Source organism: Alloyangia pacifica (assembly GCF_020524285.1).
GTDB lineage: Bacteria > Pseudomonadota > Alphaproteobacteria > Rhodobacterales > Rhodobacteraceae > Salipiger > Salipiger pacificus_B.
In genome coordinates this window covers 168,777-187,661 of sequence record NZ_JAIVKX010000008.1, presented here as the reverse complement: position 1 = coordinate 187,661, position 18,885 = coordinate 168,777, and the positions used below count along the sequence as shown (strand labels likewise).

General features: G+C 66.2%; 11 protein-coding genes. 10 read left to right on the top strand and 1 reads right to left on the bottom strand.

The window, feature by feature from the left end; all coding sequences use genetic code 11:
* Positions 1 to 17 precede the first annotated feature (17 nt).
* The 10 genes from LC039_RS12545 (at position 18) to LC039_RS12500 (ending at position 17,919) form a co-directional block, all read left to right on the top strand.
* Entirely contained in the window at positions 18 to 1,184 is a 1,167-nt protein-coding gene (locus LC039_RS12545; RefSeq protein ID WP_226624676.1) for a hypothetical protein, read from the top strand.
* 61 nt (positions 1,185 to 1,245) lie between these two features.
* Positions 1,246 to 2,493 (top strand): glycosyltransferase, encoded by a 1,248-nt coding sequence (locus tag LC039_RS12540; protein WP_226624675.1) that lies wholly within the window; start codon positions 1,246 to 1,248, stop codon positions 2,491 to 2,493.
* 636 nt (positions 2,494 to 3,129) lie between these two features.
* Positions 3,130 to 4,122: a sulfotransferase family protein gene (locus tag LC039_RS12535; protein WP_226624673.1), complete on the top strand. Its 993-nt coding sequence runs from the start codon at positions 3,130 to 3,132 to the stop codon at positions 4,120 to 4,122.
* A 56-nt stretch (positions 4,123 to 4,178) separates the two neighbouring features.
* Entirely contained in the window at positions 4,179 to 5,168 is a 990-nt protein-coding gene (locus LC039_RS12530) for a UDP-glucuronic acid decarboxylase family protein (protein ID WP_226624672.1), read from the top strand.
* A gap of 95 nt (positions 5,169 to 5,263) precedes the next feature.
* Positions 5,264 to 6,457, top strand: a complete 1,194-nt coding sequence (locus LC039_RS12525; RefSeq protein WP_226624670.1) for a polysaccharide lyase family 1 protein — start codon at positions 5,264 to 5,266, stop codon at positions 6,455 to 6,457.
* A gap of 331 nt (positions 6,458 to 6,788) precedes the next feature.
* Positions 6,789 to 8,078 carry a sugar transferase gene (locus LC039_RS12520; protein WP_226624668.1) on the top strand — a complete coding sequence of 430 codons (1,290 nt, stop codon included), beginning with the start codon at positions 6,789 to 6,791 and terminating at the stop codon, positions 8,076 to 8,078.
* Between the two features lie 142 nt (positions 8,079 to 8,220).
* Complete coding sequence (locus tag LC039_RS12515) at positions 8,221 to 14,403, top strand: malectin domain-containing carbohydrate-binding protein (RefSeq protein WP_226624667.1); 6,183 nt, start codon at positions 8,221 to 8,223, stop codon at positions 14,401 to 14,403.
* 1 nt (position 14,404) lies between these two features.
* Positions 14,405 to 15,574, top strand: a complete 1,170-nt coding sequence (locus LC039_RS12510) for a glycosyltransferase family 4 protein (protein WP_226624666.1) — start codon at positions 14,405 to 14,407, stop codon at positions 15,572 to 15,574.
* On the top strand, positions 15,571 to 16,731 hold the full coding sequence (locus LC039_RS12505) for a glycosyltransferase (RefSeq protein WP_226624665.1): 1,161 nt from the start codon (positions 15,571 to 15,573) through the stop codon (positions 16,729 to 16,731). The genes LC039_RS12510 and LC039_RS12505 overlap by 4 nt, the downstream gene beginning before the upstream one ends.
* 12 nt (positions 16,732 to 16,743) lie before the next feature.
* The gene (locus LC039_RS12500) at positions 16,744 to 17,919 is read left to right on the top strand and encodes a polysaccharide biosynthesis/export family protein (RefSeq protein WP_226624664.1); all 1,176 of its coding nucleotides are present in this window, start codon (positions 16,744 to 16,746) and stop codon (positions 17,917 to 17,919) included.
* Positions 17,920 to 17,935: 16 nt separating this feature from the next.
* On the opposite strand, the gene LC039_RS12495 is transcribed toward LC039_RS12500, so the two are convergent.
* Positions 17,936 to 18,874, bottom strand: coding sequence for an MYG1 family protein (locus tag LC039_RS12495; protein WP_226624663.1), 939 nt, complete (start codon positions 18,872 to 18,874; stop codon positions 17,936 to 17,938).
* Between the last annotated feature and the right edge of the window lie 11 nt (positions 18,875 to 18,885).

Here is an 18,885-nt window from a genome sequence, read left to right as displayed (position 1 = left end):
CATGGATTGGTTAGACCGTGAAACGCATCATTCTTGCTATTGTCGTGTTCGGCGCAACTCTCACCCCCATGCTCTTCGTCATCAAGCAGTCGAAGCCCATGTTCGAGGCTCGCTCGCTGGTGTCCTTCGCGCTCGGCCGCGAGTATGTCTATGTGCCGGATCCGAGCCTTACGGACATTCGCGCGCCGAACGCGGGCGACTTCCAGGGCTTCGTCAACGCGGAGATGCTGCTTCTCGACAACCCCAAGCTGGTGCGCCGGGCGATCGAGAAGGTGGGTCTGGACCGGATCTATCCCGACATGCCCGACACCGAGGCGGGGCTCGTCGGGGCCACGATCCGGCTCGACGAAAGCACGATGATCGAGCTGATCACCGGCTCCTACGTGGTGAAGGTCTCGGTCTTCCACAACAATCCGGTGATCGCCGCGGAACTGGTCAATGCGCTGGTCGAAGCCTTCCTTGATCATCGCCGGGTCATGTACACCGAGCGCGAGCTGACCACGATCACCGCCCGGCTCGAAAAGGCGCAGCAGGAGGCCGAGGAGATCGACGCCGCGCTGATCGACCTTCTCGGGGGGCCGGACGCGACGGGTCTGCAGATCGAATACGAGAACTCCGTGCGCGACGAGGTGGCGCTCAATGCCGAGCTGCGTGAGGCGCGTCTGAACCTGATCTCGCTGCAGCAGCGGATGACCTCCTTCGAGCACCGGCTGGGCGCCGAGGCGGAGGCGCTGGAAACCGAGACCGCGATCGAGGAAGCGCAGAGCCGGATCAGCTACCTGGAGCAGGAGCACCGCCAGACCCAGGAGCATATCGCGGAGCTGTCCGAGGTCATGCCCAAGGCGCGTCTGCTGCAGGCGCGGCAGGGGGCGCAGACCGATCGCATCGCCGAGCTCGACCTGCGGTTGCGCGATGCGCGGGCGGTCGAGGTGTCCGGCTTCGACAACGTGCGCGTCATCGAGGAGGGCACGCCGCCGATCAACCCGGTCAGCATGTCGCCGCGCACGCAGTTCGCCATCGCGCTCATCGTCGCCGGGATCGCCGGTTTCGCCGCCTACATGATCGCGACGCTGCTGGGCTCGCGTCCGAAGAAGACCCGGGAAGAGGATTTGCACGCGCCGGGGGTGACCGTGATGAAGCAGTCGCCGCGTGGCGACGACCGTCCGGCGCATCTCGCGCGCTGAGCAACGCGCGCGCGGCCGCGCCGGCCGCGCGTAGCCTCATTTCCCTAAGACGGACTGTCCCATGAAGGCTGCCAAGATAGATCTCCCCGGGCATGCGCTCGCCGTGGATGCGCCGGCCCCGCTGCGCCTCGGCTACCTGATCGACACCCTGCTGACCGGCGGCGCCGAACGCCTCGTTCTGACCTTCGCCGAGGCGGTGCGTGGGCGCGCCGACATTGCCCTGACCGTGTTCGTGCTGAGCGACCTCGACACGCCCTTCCTGCAGCGGCTGCGGGCCTCGGGCACCGAGGTTGTGCTGCTGCCGGGGCGCAACCTCGTGGACGTCGGGCGGTTCCGGCGTCTGGTCGCGGCGCTGCGCGCGCATCGGATTGAGTACCTGCACGCGCATCTGGCCTCGTCGAGCACGCTCGGGGCCTATGCCTCGCTGTTGCTGGGCATCCCGTTCATCACCACGATCCACAACGTGAAACCCTCGGTGCGGCGCATCCGCCCCGGCCGGAGGTTGTTGCAGGGGCTCGCCATGCGCCTGCCCGGGGTCAACAAGATCGCGGTGGGCGAGGCGGTGGCCGAGGCGGCGGCCGCCGAGATCGGACGGTCGGGCTGCCGGGTCGTTCCGAATGCGGTTTCGGAAAGCGTTGTTGCGCCGCTTGCCGCCCGGCAGCGCCTGCGCAGCGAGCTGGGGCTGGCAGACGGGCAGATCGCGCTGGTCTGTGTCGGCGCGATTATCGGCCAGAAGGCGCATGAGGTGCTGCTCGACGCCTTTGCCGCCATCCGCGCGCGGGCACCACAGGCGGTGCTTCTGCTGGTCGGCGATGCCCGCGACACCGCGCGTTTCGAGGCCCTGAGCGCGCAGGCGGCGCAGCTCGGGCTCGGCGGCGACGAGCTGCGGTTCCTGGGCATGCGCAGCGACATCCCCGAGGTGCTGGCGGCCAGCGATATCTTCGTCAGCTCCTCGCATTGGGAGGGGGCGCCAGTCTCGCTGCTCGAAGCCATGGCCAACGGTCTGCCGCCGGTGGTCACCGATGTCGGGGAAAACGCGCTGGTGCTCGAGGGGACCGGCGCCATCCTCGTGCGGCCGCGTGACCCGGAAGCGCTGGCGCATGGGGTGATCGAGATGATCGAAACGCCCGGCCTGAGCGCGCGCACCGGCGAGGCGGTGCGCGCGCGCGCACTTGGCCGCTACGGGGTGACGACCTGGGTCGAGCGGTTGCTGGCGATCTACGCCGAGACCGGGCGCCGCAGCGACTGGCATCGCATGTCAAAGGGTATCTCTGCGCCATCAGTACAATTTCCGGGTGTGCCGAGATGACGGGCACAGCGGTCACGCTTCGGTGCCGGACCCACGCCGGGTCCCTTAATTCCTTGACGGATCTTGCCTGCGTTGCGTATCGTCAGAGCATATGTACGCAGAGCGGGCTCGCCGCCATTTTTGGGCTGGGGTTCGTATTTTTGGATTTTGTCCCAGATGTTTAGGGGGACCATTTGTCGGTTGTCTACTCCAGTCCGGCTGCAACGCCCACGGATCTTGTTCGATTGGTCAGGATTGGTCGATGCCGCTGAACACTGCAGAAAGGAGGCTCCGTGTCACGCGCGGTCAGGGTTCTACCGACCGCTCGCAAGCATCGCCCATGCACAAGCAGGCTGAACGACCGCCCCGGCGGGATCGGCCCTATGTCAGACAGGCGATACTCCTCACTACCTGTGCACTAACCGCAGTTTTTTACGCTTGGCTTTTTTCATTTTTCGTTGGTTTCAGCCTTGGGGCGGTTGCCTGGATTGGGATTGCAGCTCTGGGCGCTTTTGCCGGGTTTATCCTTTCGGTCATTCTCTGACCGTCTGACCCGGGCGCTCTGCCTTCCGACCACGCGTCCACTCCGATATTTTTTCTGGCACCTCGCGGTGCCGCGGCCTGAGGCGACCGGCGATGCAGTAGGAGACGCTGCCCGTGTCGACGCATTCCCTCCCGTCCGATCCAGAACCCGTTTCCGGGCGCGATCTTCTTCCACCTGCCGCCTACCTTATCGGTGCGCCGAAGTGCGGCACGACGGCGCTTGGCCACTATCTGGCGGGGCACCCGGGCGTGAGCTTCAGCAACCCCAAGGAGCCGCACTACTTCTCGCATGATCTGCGCGGCCTGTGCCTCTGCCCCGACGAGGCGACCTACCGGGAGCTCTTCGCACCGGGTGATGAGGCCCGCGTCGCGATGGAGGGATCGGTCTGGTATTTCTACTCGGAGACGGCGATCTCCGAGATCCTCAAGGCGCGTCCGGATGCGATGTTCATCGTCATGTTGCGCAACCCGGTGAAGATGTTGGCCTCGCTGCACCGACAGCTGATCCATGCGCTCGACGAGAGCGAAGAGGATTTTCGCAAGGCGTGGGACCTCTCGGACGCGCGGGCGGCGGGGCGGAGCATTCCCCGCAGCTGCCGCGCGCCCTCGACGCTGGTCTACAAGCGCACCGCTGCCTACGGCGAGATGCTGTCGCGGCTCTATGCACGGGTGCCGCGCGAGCGGGTGCTCGTGCTGTTCCAGGAGGACATGCGGCTGGATACGCCCGGTGTCTATCGCCGGGCGCTGACGTTTCTCGGTCTTAAGGATGACGGCCGCCTCGACTTCCCGTCGATCAACGAGGCCAAGCGGGCACGGTCCCGGCTCGTGCGCTTCGTGGTCTCGCGGGCAAGGCCCGCGCGCGAGCTGGTCTCGCGCCCGATCAAGCGCGTCCTCGGCGTCGAGTCGCTGGGGTTGCTGAAGAAGGTGGATGCGCTCAACACCGCCAAGTTGGCCAAGGTGCCGGTTCCGCCCGACCTCGCCGAGGAAATCGCGGAAACCTATGCCGAGGACATGCTGCTTTTGCAGGAGCTTGTCGGGCGCGACCTTGCGGCATTGGGCTGGCCTGTGCCGGCCCCAGTGCTGCCCAAATCCGCGGCGGGAGGCTGACACCCGCGGCACGCTGTAATTTTTGACTTAATTTATTTTTTGACAAAGGAAACAACATGTTGAAGCGCAACTACAACAGCCGAAAGCGCATCCTCGTTACCGGCGGCGCGGGGTTTCTCGGCTCCCATCTCTGCGACCGCCTGCTGGAGAGCGGGGCAGAGGTGCTCTGCGTGGACAACCTCTTCACCGGCACCAAGCGCAATATCGAGCACCTGCTCGGCAACCCGCGCTTCGAGTTCCTGCGCCATGACGTGACCATTCCGCTCTATGTCGAGGTCGACGAGATCTACAACCTCGCCTGTCCCGCCTCGCCGATCCATTACCAGCACGACCCGGTGCAGACGACCAAGACCTCGGTGCATGGGGCGATCAACATGCTGGGGCTGGCGCGGCGGCTGAAGTGCCCGATCCTGCAGGCCTCGACCTCCGAGGTCTATGGCGACGCGCTGATCAGCCCGCAGGCCGAGGGCTACTGGGGCAACGTGAACCCGATCGGCGTGCGCTCGTGCTACGACGAGGGCAAGCGCTGCGCCGAAACGCTGTTCTTCGACTACCATCGCCAGCACGGGCTGCCGATCAAGGTCGTGCGCATCTTCAACACCTACGGGCCGCGCATGCACCCGCAGGACGGGCGCGTCGTGTCGAACTTCATCCGCCAGGCGCTGTACGACGAGGATATCACCATCTACGGCGACGGCAGCCAGACCCGCTCGTTCTGCTACATGGATGAGCTGATCGACGGCATGATGCGGATGATGGCCACCGAGGACGGCTTCACCGGCCCGGTGAACCTCGGCAACCCGTATGAATGCACGGTGAAGCAGCTCGCCGAGATGATCGTGGCGCAGACCGGATCGAAGTCGCAGCTTGTGTCGCGCGAGCTGCCCAGCGACGACCCGGTGCAGCGCCGTCCCGACATCACCCTCGCGCGGGAGCACCTTGGCTGGAATCCCTCGATCGAGCTGTCGGAGGGCATCGCCAAGACCATCGCCTACTTCGAGGATCTGCTGGGCAAGAAGTCCCGGCAGATGCAGGCCACCTCCTGATGTGCGGCCGGCGCGCCACGACGTGGCGCGCTGACCCGCCGCTGCTGCCCCCGGCGCCCCGGCGTCCGGGGGATGATCCATTTCAGGAGGGGACCATGACGTCTTTCGCATGTTCGAGACGGCGCCTGATCATGGCGTCATCCGCTTTCGCTGCCGCGTCCGTCGCGGGGCTCTCGCTGCCGACGGGACCGGGGCAGGCCGGGCAAGAGACCGCCGCGGGCATCGGTTTCGGCGCGCGCACGCGCGGGGGCGGGGACGGGCGTACGCTCCGCGTGACATCGCTGGCCGATCACGGGCCCGGAAGTCTGCGTTGGGCGGCGGAGCAGGAACGCGGGCCGCGCAACATCCATTTCGACATCGGCGGCACCATCGACCTGATGCGGGCCATCGAGGTCGGTCCGGACGTGACCATCGATGGCGGCACCGCGCCGGGCGGGATCACCGTCACAGGTGGCCGAATCCGCGTGGTCGGCAGCAATGTGATCGTGCGCGGGATGCGGCTCCGTCCAGGCGACGGGCCGGGCGACGATCCGGACAATCGCGACGGCCTGTCCATCGGCGACCGCGACAAGCCGATCCGCAACGTGCTGATCGACGGCAATTCGATCAGCTGGGCGGTCGACGAGAACCTCGCGGTCTGGGGCAACGTCGCGGATGTCACCCTGTCGAACAACATCGTCGCCGAGGCTCTGGACCACTCGATCCATCCTAAGGGGCGGCACAGCATGGGCCTGCTGATCGGTGGCGGCTCGGTGAAGCGGGTCACGGTGATCGGCAACCTGCTGGCCCACAACCGACACCGCAATCCGAACGTCAAGGATGGCAGCCTGCAGATCGAGTTCATCAACAACTTCGTCTACGACTGGGGTCCGAGCGGGTTTCAGGGCACGGAATCGACGGTCCATATCATCGGCAATGTCTACGTGCCGGGGCCGGGCACCGTCGACCGTCCGCCGCTGCATCTCCAGGATGGCGGGCAGCCGGGGCCGAATTTCTTCGTGTCGGACACCATCGGCGCGATCCGCGAGGATGCGACGTTCACGCTCTCGGACGGGCCGCTGTTCGAGGGCAGCGGGGCGCCGGTCCTGCCGTCGGCCGCGGTCGAGGACGCTGTGCTCGCGCAGGCCGGGGCACGCAAGCCCGCGCTCGACCCGATCGACACGCGGCTGCTGGAGGAGGTACGCAGTCGCACTGGCAACTTCGTCGATTCGCCCGAGGAGGTGCGCAATGGTCGACGCCCGAAGGTGCCTGCCGGGGCCGAGACGACCCAAGGTCAAAATTCCAACTAGTGATTGAGCCTGTGTGGCGGAAAGATGATGGAATTGTGTCGGTGGCGCTGCGCGCGTAGGACTTGGTCGTGAGATTGTTGCGATATCGTGCACAGTAATAGTGCAACCTATGCGGGAGAAGGGCGATTGCCTCCTTGCTCTTCCGGGTTTGCAGGCTACGTCTCAAAAAACCGCTTTGCACCGACCGGTCAGAAAGCTAATATTTGTTTAAGAATGATGTGATTTTACAAACGATAAAAGTTCTCGGCGCCGTATTTTTTTAAGGCGCAACTGGGGCAAATTCTGGCCGAAGTCCGAGCATCACAGACGTTTTGATGATCGCCGCGCGTTTATGCGGCAGATTTTATTGTTTTTTTGGCGAGGGGTTCCGCCCCTTGGTTCCTTGAGTTTGCCGAGGATATTTCCGATGGATTTTTCTACCAATAACGATCTTAAAAGAAGTAACAGTTACAGTTCGATAGACGAGACCTCCTCCCGCCGCTTCAGCAATTTCAACGCCTCGCAATACCGGACGGACCTCACCTCCCCACCTGCCAGCGAGACCGGCTTCGCAGGCGCACCCAGCACACAAACGACAGCCTGGCCCGCCTCGGGTCGGCGGGGCAGCAAGCCGCGGTTCTCGGTCGGCTTTCGGCCGCGTTCGCGGTTCGTCTACCGCGCCTACAACTTCGCCATCGCCATGACGCTGTTCCTCATGGTTTTGCCGCTGTTCCTGGTGATCACCGCGCTGCTGGCGCTCACCCAAGGCGCGCCGATCTTCTACCGCGGCCCGCGCATCGGGGAGAATGGCAAGCTGTTCGATGTCTACAAGTTCCGCAGCCTCGACACGGCCAAAGCCGCAAAGCTCACCAAGGACAAGGTGCTGCCCAAGGGGACGGGGCTGGAAACGCCGATGGGGCTTTTCCTGCGCGAAACCCGGCTGGACGAGATCCCGCAACTCCTCAACGTGATCAAGGGCGACATGAACATGTGCGGCCCGCGTCCGGTGCGGCCGGAAATCGCGGCGCAATACTCGGCCACGATCCCCGATTACGAGCGCCGTTTCCGCGTGAAGCCGGGCATGATCGGGCCGGCGCAGGCCTTCATGAGCCACGGGACCTCCAAGGCGATCCGCTCGCGGCTGAACAACAAGCTGTGCCGCACCGAGGTGTCCTATCTTGGCGAGATTTCCTTGGTGTTTCTCGTCGGGGCCTGCGTGCTGGCGCGGACGGTGGCGCGGATCGGCTCGCTGGCCTTCGGCAAGCGCGCGGAACGTGCCGAGGTCGCGCGGGCGCGCGTCTATGACATGCGCTTCGTGTCGGATGACGGCCAGTCCCGGGCGGTGTTCTGGGTCGACGAGGACCAGCTCATTCTGGATCAGGGCAATGCGCTCAACGTGCCGCTTTCCGGTCGCCTGACCATGCTCCTCCCGGATGGCCAGACCCGCAGCGCGGCGGTCGAGCTGAGCACGGTTCAGGCCATCGCGCCGAATGGACGGATCCAGGTCGCCTACGCGGCAAAGACCGAGTTCAGCGCGCACATCCTGAGCCGCTACCTGTTCCAGGCGGTCGTCGTGCCGCATCGTTCCGAGTTTCTGCTTGCGAAGATGCGCAGGGCGTTCGCCCGGTCGAAGGCCGCGTGACGCGAGACGACGTTTGACGGGTCCCGGCCCGGGCGGATGAAGGGGCGGGGGCCGAAATCACCAAGGTCTAGAAGAAGAAACAGCAAGATAAATAACTGATTTTCTTATAGTTTATTTTACCCTCTCGTTAGAGGAACTTGAAATGCCCGAGGATATTACGTTCGGTGTCACGGACCTGACGGCGGAACTGAGCACCAACCCGACGGCGCTGGATTTCAGCGAAACAGGAAATCCGGTGCTCTTCGTCGCGCAACAGAACGGCACGATCTATCGCTACGAGATCGAACGCCAGCCGGACGGCCCGGATGCCGACACCAGCCCGGACTTTGTTGTCACATCGACGGTGGCGATCAATGTCATCAAGAACGACACGCAGAACTTCAACGATGACGGAAGTCTGAACACCTCGGCACAGCGTCAGATGACCGGACTCGTCGCGACCACCGACGCGGCGGGCAACGACGTGCTGTATGTCACCTCTTCCGACTGGCGCATCGCCGTCGGCGAGGACAGCGGGCTGGACACCAACTCGAGCCAGATCCATCGCATCGTGCTCGATCCCGACACCGGCGAGGTGCTGTCCAATGTCGCCATCGTGCGCGGCCTGCCGCGCTCGGAGGAGAACCACGCGATCAATGGTCTCGACCTCTCGGTCGACCCCGACACCGGGGATACCTACCTGTGGGTTTCCATCGGCGGCAATACCAACAAGGGCGCCCCCGGCAACAACTTCGCGGGGACGGTGGATTTTGCCTACTCGGCGTCGATCATCAAGATCAACCTGACCGAGCTCGACTCCTACGACATCCGCACCGATGCCAATGGCAACCTCTTCGTGCTCGACATGCCGACGCTCGACGATCCGTCGCGGAGCAACGTCGACCTCGCCTCGCTCGGCATCCAGAACCTGAACCTCGACCCCAACTTCACGCTCGACGACAACGGCAGCATCAACGGCGTGCTGCAGCCCGACTGGGCGGGCGGCAACAACGGCCTGAACATGGCCAAGATCACCGACTACGTGCTGGTCAGCGAGGGAGGCCAGCTCAAGCTGGTGAGCAATCCGCTCAGCATCCACGCGCCGGGGTTCCGCAACCCCTATGACGTGCTGGTGACCGAGGACGGGCAGGTCTACACGTGGGACAACGGCCCGAACGGCGGCTGGGGCGGTCAGCCGATCTCCTATTCCGACGGCTCGGTCGTCAACGACTGGACCTCGGAGTTCGCCACCAACGAGTTCAGCGAGCTGAGCAGCAGCGGTTACGGCGACCAGTTGCACTACCTCGGCGAGATCACCGATGAATACGGGCCCTACGGTGGCCATCCGAACCCGATCCGCGCCGCGGCCGAGGCCCTGTCGCTCGCCTTCAACAGCGATGGCAGCTACGCCGGGGCCACCTCCGGCTCGCCGATCATGGCCTATGGCGAGGTGCTCTTCGCCAACGAGGCCGAGGCGCGCGACTTCCTCTCCGAACTGCTGATCATCTACGAGCAGCAGGGGGACGGGAACTGGGTCGACGTCTCCGGCACCACGGGGCTTCCGGCGGACTTCTTCGACGTGGTTTCGGGCTATGGCTGGGAGCAGCCGGGCGGGTCAGTCTCCAATGTGCTGGCGTTCTTCGACGGCACTTCGGTGATGGATGGCACGGCCTATTCGCCGGAGGCGGAGCTGCTGAACAATACCGAGGACGGCTCGCTGCTGACGCTGCCGGAATCTACCAACGGGCTCGAGGAGTACACCGCGACCTTCTTCGGCGGGGCGCTGCAGAACACCATCATCGCGGCCAGTTTCGACGGCACGCTCTATTTCACCAAGGTCGAGGACACCGACGGTGACGGGCGGATGGATTCCGCCTCGGTGGTTTACGAGCTGAGCAACTTCGGCTCGCAGCCGCTGGCGGTGACGGCGCTTGGGGACGACGGGCTCGGCACCTTCATCGACAATGACGGCGACGGGCTGGACGACTTCGCGGGGCTGATCGTCAGCGGGGTCTACGGCAAGGACAATATCGCCATCTTCATCCCGGGCGGCGAACCGCTCGACCCCGGAGACGATCTCGATCTCGACGGCGTCAACAATATCCTCGACAGCCACGTCGGCGATCCGACCGACGGCACCGGCGTGGTGGTCGGGCCGAACGGCTCGGCCAAGTGGGACTTCGAGCTCAACAATCCCGCTTCGACCCCGCCCGGCGCGGTGCCGAGCGGGGACAGCATCGCGGGCGGCATCGGTGTCAACGCCGTGTGGCGCAACAACGTGCTGCCGGGCACCGACAATGCCGGCGATCCGACGCAGGGTCTCTACAACGGCGGCGTCTTCAACCTCGGCGGCGCCTCGAGCTTCGTCAGCATCGACGAAGCCTATTCGGGCACCGCCGTGGGCGCGGCGAACACCCAGCAGGACGTGCTCGGCATCGGCTTCATGTCCTCGGGCGCGCAGCAGCTCGCGATCACCAGCGAGATGGTCAATATCTTCACCTACTCGCTGAACAACGACGCCCCGGCGAAGACCTGGGACGGCGGCGAGAAGGTCGGCCTCATGGTCGGGCCGGGCGATCAGGACACCTTCGTCGAGGCGACCATCGCGGTGGTCGATGACGGCGGCACCATCAAGTATGGCGTGCAGCTGATCGTCGAGGAGAACAACAGCTTCGTCAGCAGCTTCGTCGAGGTGCCGGGGATCGAGAACCCGGCCATCCTCGGCGTCGGCGACCCGAACTTCGAGGTTGCCATCGATCTCGACCTGACCACCGGGGCCGAGACCGCCACGGCGCGGGCGCGCTACGTGAACAACGGCGTCTACACGGCCTGGGTGCCGACCGCGACGCTGGCGCTGCCGACCGCGGTCGTCGAGGCGGTGAATGGCGAGTACGACAACCTCGGCGCCATCACCGGCGCGGTCGTCGGCATGGTCGCCTCGACCGAGACCGGTGACGACAGCTTTGCCGCCTCCTGGGACTGGATCGAGGTCACCAACACCTCGGACGGCGAGGTTGTGCACCGCTGGGTTGGGGGCAATGCCGACGTGGCGGCGACCGACGGCGGGATGGACTGGAGCAGCAGCACCTCGGTGCTGGTGGCCGGCACCACCTCGGTGTCGACCTTCAACATCACCACGCTCGACGCATCGGTGCCCTCGACCGCACCGGTCGGCATCTTCACCCAAGAACGCTGGGCGCAGCCCACGGGCGAGGGGATGCAGTACGAGTTCGCCGTCGATCCCGGCAGCTACGCGATCCGGCTCTACATGGGCAATGGCTACGCCGGCACCGACCAGATCGGCGAGCGGCTGTTCGACGTGTCGATCGAAGGCGCGCTCTTCCTCAATGACTTCGACCTGATCCAGGCCTTCGGGGATGGCGTCGGCGGCATGGTGCAGTGGACCGGCCAGATCAACGACGGCATCGCCGACATCGACTTCGCGACGGTGTTCGAGAACCCGCTGATCAACGCCATCGAGATCCTCGCCATCGACAGCGTCGAGCAAGGCCCGGCGATCTCCGTCGGCGACGCGGTGGCGGGCGAGGGCGACGGCTCGGTGACCGTGGCGATCTCGGCCAGCAACTACGTGCCGAGCGACAGCACCGTGCTGGTGCAGTTCGAGGTGCGCCCGGTCTCGGCCACGGCGGTCAGCGACTACACGGTCGAGGGCGCGACCCTCAATACGGCGACCGGCATCTACAGCGGCACCCGGCAGATCGCCGGCGGCTCGGCGGATGCCAGCGTGCAGGTGAACATCCTCGATGACGCGCTGGTCGAGGGGACCGAGAGCTTCGAGGTGGTGATCACCGCGGTGACCGGCGCCAATGCCAGCATCGGAGACGAGAGCGCCACGGTCACCATCCTCGACAACGACAGCTCGTCGGGCGGCCCGACCGGAGACGGCGCGGTCACCCTCGCCATCACCGCCAACTCGAACAACGTGCAGAAGTCGAACTACGACTCGGGCTCCTTCGTGCTCAGCAACGTCGGCAACAAGGTGGTGACGAAGGTCGAGATCGACGTCACCGGCGCGGTGCTGAAGGATGCGGTCTTCGATCCCTTCGGGGTTGCCGGGGATACGGTGGCCAAGGTGCTGACCATCAACAGCGCCGGCGGAACCGGCGTGGTTGCGCCGAACAATGACGCCAGCGACCCGAACAACGAGACCTACGTGGGCGCCGGCGGCATCGCCGGCTACGAGGGCATCGTGCTTACCTTCGACCAGGGCAGCTCCGGCGGCTTCCAGTCGGGCGAGACGGTGACCTTCTCGGTCGACATGGATCCCAACTCCATCGCCGGGGCGCGCAAATCGCCGCTCGACGCAGGCACCGATCCCGCCTGGGACGTGGGCGGCGTGTCGGGGGCCGAGCTGATCGGTTCGAGCTTCACCGTCACCTATGCCGACGGCACCACAAGCACCGGCTACCTGCAGGGCACGGGCAACCAGGCCGGTGCCAAGGGGCTCTCTTCCCAGCAGGTGGCGGGCACCGAGGCCGGCATCGTGGTCAACGGGCTGAGCGAGGGCGGCGTGGGCACCTACAGCGCCAGCGACTTCAGCATGCTGGTCAGCGGGCCCGCGGGGGCGACCATGCGTGTCGTTCTGATGAAGGGCATGATCCAGCCCACCACCAACGTCTTCTACACCGGCACCAGCGCCGACCAGGACTATGCGCCGCAGCTCGACGCGCAGCTTGCGGCCCTGGCGGCTTCGGACTTCGCGGCGAACAACGCGGTCGAGTTCCAGACCGTCGACGTCACCCTGACCGGTGGCGTACAGGATATCTCGTCGCAGTTCGATCTGTCGGGCGTGGCCGCCTACGACTTTGCCGGGGAGAACGAGCTTCCGCTCGGCATCGTCGCGGCACTGATCGACCCGTCGAACGAGAACCTGCCGGTGGGGCCGACCTCGGCGCCGATCTACCTGAGCTATGATCCCGACAGCTCCAGCGGCGGTGGCTCCGGCGGCGGAGGCACGCCCATCGGCGATCCCTTCCGCGTAGAGGCCGAGGACATGACCCTCGTGCAGGGCTTCGCGGTCTTCAGCAACCCGCACGCCTCGGGCGGGCAACTCATTCAGGCGACCGACCCGGGCACGCAGATCGCCAGCTACAGCGTCACCACCGCCGGCACCTTCGATATCCTGCTGGGCTATTTCGACGAATCCGACGGGCAATCGACACTGAACGTGCTGGTCAACGGCACGGTGGTCGACAGCTTCACCTGGGATCTCGATGCCGGGGATGCCACGGTGAACGCCAGCTCCTATGCCGAGCACATGATCTCGGGCATTGCGCTCGCGGTCGGCGATACGCTGCAGCTCTCGGGTGTTTCGGGCGGCGGCGAGCCGCTGCGCATCGACTTTGCCGAGTTCACCCCGGTCGAAGACGGATCCGGCAGCGGCACGGGAGGTGGCGGCACCGGTGGCGGCGATACGGGCGGTGGCGGCACCGGCGGCGGGGGCACCCCCGCAGGGGATCCCTTCCGGGTCGAGGCGGAGGACCTCACGCTCGTGCAGGGCTTTGCGGTCTTTGGCAACCCGCATGCCTCGGGGGACCAGCTCATCCAGGCGACCGACCCGGGCACCCAGATCGCCAGCTACACCGTCACCGAGGCCGGCAGCTTCGACCTCACGCTCGGCTACTTCGACGAGTCCGATGGCCAGTCGACGTTGACCGTGCTGGTCAACGGGACGGAGGTCGACAGCTTCGTCTGGGACCTCGACGCGGGCGATGCGGTGGTGAACGCTAGCTCCTTCGCCGAGCACACGATCTCGGGGCTCGATCTTGCGGTCGGCGATACGCTGCAGCTCTCGGGCGTGTCCGGCGGCGGCGAGCCGCTGCGCATCGACTACCTCGATTTTCAGCCGCTGTCCGGCGGCTCGAATTCCGGCGATGGCGGCAGCGGCAGCGCCCCGCCCAACCCCGGCGAGCTGGTGCATGTCGAGGCCGAGAGTTTCTCTCTCGACCAAGGTTTCATCATTGCCAACAACGTCCATGCATCTGGCGGGCAACTGATCCAGGCCAGTACTCCGGATGTGCAGAGCGCGAGCTTCGTCTTTGCCGATGCCGCGGGAGTCTATAACCTTACCTTGGGTCATTTTGACGAGTCCGACGGTCAGTCGCAGCTCGACATCCTGGTGAACGGTCTCGTCGTGGACAGCTTCGTGTGGAACCTCGATGCGGGCGACGCGACCGTGAACAAGAGTTCCTTTGCCGAGCACAGCACGCTCGGTGTCGAGCTCGAAGCCGGCGATGTCCTGAGCTTCACCGGCATTTCGGACGGCGGCGAGCCGCTGAGAATTGATTATCTCGAATACATTTACGTGGATGGGATCATTGGGTGAGATGAAGGATTTTTTAGCGGTGCGCCCCGCGCGGTTGCGGGGATTGATGGTGATCCGCGGGAGTTTCTCGCACATCAATGCCCAGGTCGAGGCGGCCCTGCGCAGGGTCCGCCCCGACATCGACCTCGATGTCATCGACCTGAAGAAGGAGTTCAAGGAGGACATACTCGGCCAGCTGCGCTGCCTGCTCGGGGTGCAGCGCGAATACGGCCTGTCGAGCTGGAGCTCCAAGGACATGCTGCGCTACCGGCTGGCCCGCTCGCAGGCCTATTACCGGGCGGCGAGCGGCAGCGTGCGCGACCGCTTCGATCCCGCCGAGTATGATTTCACCCTGCAGACCCAGTCGCTGTTCAACGCCGCGCTGCCCGGCATCCCCAATTTCGTCTACACCGACCACGTCGCGAGGGCGGGCATGTCGAGCCTGCAGGGCCAGTTTGGGGCGCCGAGCGACGGCTGGTTCGCGTGCGAGCGGCAGATCTATGCGCAGGCGGAGCACGTCTTCACCTTCGGGCCGAAGATCCGCCGCATGCTGATCGAGCACTACGGGCTCGCATCGGAACGGGCCACGGCCATCGGCGCCGGGGCCTCGGTGCTGCCGCAACGCCCCGTCGAGATCAGCCCCGAGCGCTACGCCCGCCGCCGCATCCTCTTTGTCGGGGTCGACTGGGAGCGCAAGGGCGGGCCGGAGCTGGTCGAGGCCTTCGAGCTGCTGCGCAAGCGCCTGCCGGATGTCACGCTCACCGTCATCGGCTGCAGCCCCGAGATCGAGGTCGAGGGGGTCGAGGTTCTCGGCCGCCTGCCGCTCGAGGAGGTCGCCGAGCATTTCCACGAAGCCTCCTGCTTCTGCATGCCCTCGCGGCTCGAGCCCTTCGGGGTGGTCTTCGTCGAAGCCATGCAGTTCGGCCTGCCGGTGGTCTCCACCGACGTCGGTGACATCGCGTCCATCGTGGTCGAGGACGAGACCGGCCACGTGGTTCCAGCGCGCGACCCCGCGGCGCTGTCCGAGGCGCTGTTCCGGACGCTGTCCATGCCGGACCGGGCGCAGCGTCTCGGCGCGGCGGCCAAGGATCGGGCGGCGCAGTTCACCTGGGACGCGGTGGCGCAGCGCATTGCCTCGCATTTCCCCGGCGAGCCGGCCATGCCGCGCGACGAGCTGGAGGTGGCCTGGTGAGCAAGCGCATCCTCTACGTGATCGACAGTCTCAAGTTCGGCGGCGCCGAGATGCTTCTGCTCGGCCTGCTGGACGCGGCCCGCGAGCGCGGCTGCGAGGCACATGTGGCCTATTTCACACCCGGCCCGCTCGAGGCTCGGGTGGCCGAGCGCGGCGTCGGCATGACCCGTCTAAGCAAGAAGGGCGTGCGCGATCCGCGCGCGCTCTTCCGCTGCATGAAGCTGATCCGCGACTGGCGGCCGGATGTCGTCCACAGCCATCTCATCAAGAGTGATCTGGTGGGTCAGACCGCGGCGCGGCTGACGGGCGTGCCGCGCATCATCACCCTGCACAACACCGATCCATGGCGCGAGAAGAAGGCCAAGAGCCTCGTCTACCGCGTGCTCACCGCCGGAGCCGACGCCTGCATCGGCGTGTCGGAGCGGGTCAGTGAACACGTCGCCCGGACCGGCGGGTTCCGCGCCGACGGCATCCAGACCATCGTCAATGGCATCGATCTGCGCCACTTCGACCCGGCGCGGTCGGAGCCGCTTGACCTCGCGCGCTACGGCGTGCGCGCCGATGCGAAGGTGGTCGCGGTGATCGGCAGCCTGACGCCGCAGAAGGATCACGAAAACTTTCTGCGCAGCGCCGCGACGCTTGCGCAGCGGGTGCCCGAAACGCAGTTCCTGGTCGTCGGCGAGGGGCCACTCGCACCGCAGATCGAGGCCCAGGCACGTGGGCTCGGGCTGGGACCGGACAAGCTCATCCTGACCGGGGCCATCGGCGAGATGCGCGAGCTTCTGGCGGCGCTCGATGTGCTGGTGATCTCCTCGGCCTGGGAAGGTCTGCCGATGGTGCTGCTCGAGGGCATGGCGATGCAATGCGCCATTGCCTCGACCGCCGTGGGCGGCATTCCAGACGTGCTCGAGGATGGCCTCAGCGGTCGCCTCGTGCCCGCGCGCGACTCCGAAGCGATGGCGCAGGCGGTGGCGGCATTGCTGGCCGATCCCGGTGCCGCGTCCCGGCTCGGCGCGGCGGCGCGGGGCACCGTCGCAGCGCGTTTCAGCGCCGAGGTCATGCGCGAGCGCATCTTCGCCCTTTACGACAGCAAGCACAGACCGCGCCGCGGCGCGCATCACCAGCCCGGGGAACCGCGGCTGGACAGTCCCAATTGAGGAGTACTGAGAATGGTTGTTTATCTTCGCCAGTTTGCCGCCTGTTCGGCACTTGCCCTGGCTCTCTCCCTGACCGGAGGCACGGCGCAGGCCGAGGCCCCGGTCTATCACGTCGACGTCGGTGACCGGCTGGCCATCTCGGTCTACGGAAAGCCCGAATTGTCCGGCAACTTCCAGGTCCGTGCCGACGGGCAGATCGCCATGCACCTGCTGGGGCAGATCCAGGTCGGCGGGCTGACCATGCGCGAGGTCGAGGAGCGGATCGAGACCGAGGCGCGCGAGCGCTTCTCCAGCCGCGAGTCGGTGGTGGTGGACATGCTCGAGTACCGCGACGTCTTCGTGCTCGGGGCGGTCGACACTCCCGGCGCCTACGAGTTCCGCCCCGGGCTGACCGTGATGAAGGCGGTGGCCATGGCGGGGGGCATCGAGCGCGTGCAGGAAGACCTCCGGAGCGAGCGCGACATCGAGAACGCCCGCAACAACCTCGCCGAGGCGCAGAGCCGGCTGACCTTTGCACAGTCCGAGCGCGACGCCCTGGCGCGCGAGCTGGCACGGCTCGACGGCGAGACCTCCGAGGCGCAGGTGCCGGAGGTCCAGCTCGATCTGGAGCAGGAGCAGCTTGTCGGCCTGCGCCGCTCGCTGATGGAAGACCTGATGGAAGGCGCCAGCATGCGCAGCATGCTCGCTGACGAGGAGGCCGGGATGCTCGATCAGCGCCGCGAGCTGATCAACGAGCGGCTCGATGCCACGCAGGAGCAGCTCGAAAGCATGCAGGAGCTCGAGTCCCGCGGCCTCGCGCGGAAGGAGCAGACGCTGGGGCTGAAGATCGACCTGTCGGAGTACAATGCCGATCTGCTCGAGGTCGCCGCCTTCGTCTCGCGCGCCAAGCAGACCCGCGCCAACGCCGAGAGCGACATCCAGGAGGCGCAGACCGAGTACCGGCTCAACCTGCTGCAGGATAAGCTGGAGGCCGAGCAGCGCGTCGCCCAGGAGCGCACCGAGGTGCAGATGGCGCTGAACTTCCTGCGCCGGGCCAGTCCCGCCGCGGCCGCCGAGGTGGGCGAGGCCGTCGAAACCGTCTACGAGGTCTTCCGCAACGGCTCCGACACGCCCGAGCGGGTGGCGCCCACGGCGCTGCTCGGGCCGGAGGATGTGCTGAACATCAGCTTCCAGGCGGTGATGCAGTAGGCCACTTCGGCGCGGCTCAGGCCGCGCCGGCCACCGCCTCGGCCTCGCGCACCGCCAGATCGGCCATCGCGAGGATCGCCTCGTGGCTGCCGGCCACGGCGATGAAGCGTCCGTTGTGGCAGAACTTCGCCCCGGCAACGCCGCTGGCCTCTTCCAGCGCGGCATCGGTCAGACCGGCCCAGGCGGCGGGCAGATCGGCGCGCAGCTCGAAGCCGTCGGCATTCTTGCGGATGCCGGTCAGCGCCCAGTCCCCGCCGCGGGGGTGCACCACGAAGAGCAGGTGATCGGCGCCCGCCGCCGCCACCGCCGAGCGGAACGGCATGCCCTGCGGCAGCTCCAGAACGCGGCTTTCTCCGGCGCTCTCGATTGCCGCCATCACCTGCGCCTCGGCGCGGCGCTTGGCGGCCTTGCGGCGGATCGAGGCTTCGACGAAGGCGCGGGCGATGTGCAGCGCATCGGCAAAGGCCATGTCCTCGGCCTCCGGCGCCTTGTCGTCATAGACCGGCTTCAGGCTTTCCAGCAGCATTGGCAGGGTGAGGTCCGAGAGCATCGGCCCGGCCTCGGAGGGGCTGAGCGCGCCATTGTCCATCAGGTCGACCGGCAGCACGAAGCCCCGGTCGAAGCTGGCGTGGATGTCCTCGAGATCGGTCTCGGGCACACCGGAGGCGCGCAGGTAGTCAAGGCCATAGTGCGCCCAGATCAGGCCGAAGGAACTGAGCGGCTGCCCGTCCTCGCGCAGCGGTGCGTCCTTCTGGTGGTGATCGTAGATGGCCTGCGCGTGGTCGTAGTCACGACCGACGTCGTAGATGATCTTGCCCGCGCCGGGGGTGATCCACGCCGTATCGCGGCTGCGGATGATCTCTGCGTCGGGGTGGAGCCGGGTGAGGATCACCGAGGACAGCAGCTCGTCGGCATGGAAGCCGCCGGAATGGGTGACAAGGTGGGTGATCTGCATCTTCGGGCCTC

Excerpts from the sequence above, each read along its gene's own strand:
- LC039_RS12540 (WP_226624675.1), top strand. The coding sequence starts at position 1,246 with ATGAAGGCTGCCAAGATAGATCTCCCCGGGCATGCGCTCGCCGTGGAT.
- LC039_RS12530 (WP_226624672.1), top strand. The coding sequence starts at position 4,179 with ATGTTGAAGCGCAACTACAACAGCCGAAAGCGCATCCTCGTTACCGGC.
- LC039_RS12525 (WP_226624670.1), top strand. The coding sequence starts at position 5,264 with ATGACGTCTTTCGCATGTTCGAGACGGCGCCTGATCATGGCGTCATCC.
- LC039_RS12520 (WP_226624668.1), top strand. The coding sequence starts at position 6,789 with ATGCGGCAGATTTTATTGTTTTTTTGGCGAGGGGTTCCGCCCCTTGGT.
- LC039_RS12515 (WP_226624667.1), top strand. The coding sequence starts at position 8,221 with ATGCCCGAGGATATTACGTTCGGTGTCACGGACCTGACGGCGGAACTG.
- LC039_RS12510 (WP_226624666.1), top strand. The coding sequence starts at position 14,405 with ATGAAGGATTTTTTAGCGGTGCGCCCCGCGCGGTTGCGGGGATTGATG.
- LC039_RS12500 (WP_226624664.1), top strand. The coding sequence starts at position 16,744 with ATGGTTGTTTATCTTCGCCAGTTTGCCGCCTGTTCGGCACTTGCCCTG.
- LC039_RS12495 (WP_226624663.1), bottom strand. The coding sequence starts at position 18,874 with ATGCAGATCACCCACCTTGTCACCCATTCCGGCGGCTTCCATGCCGAC.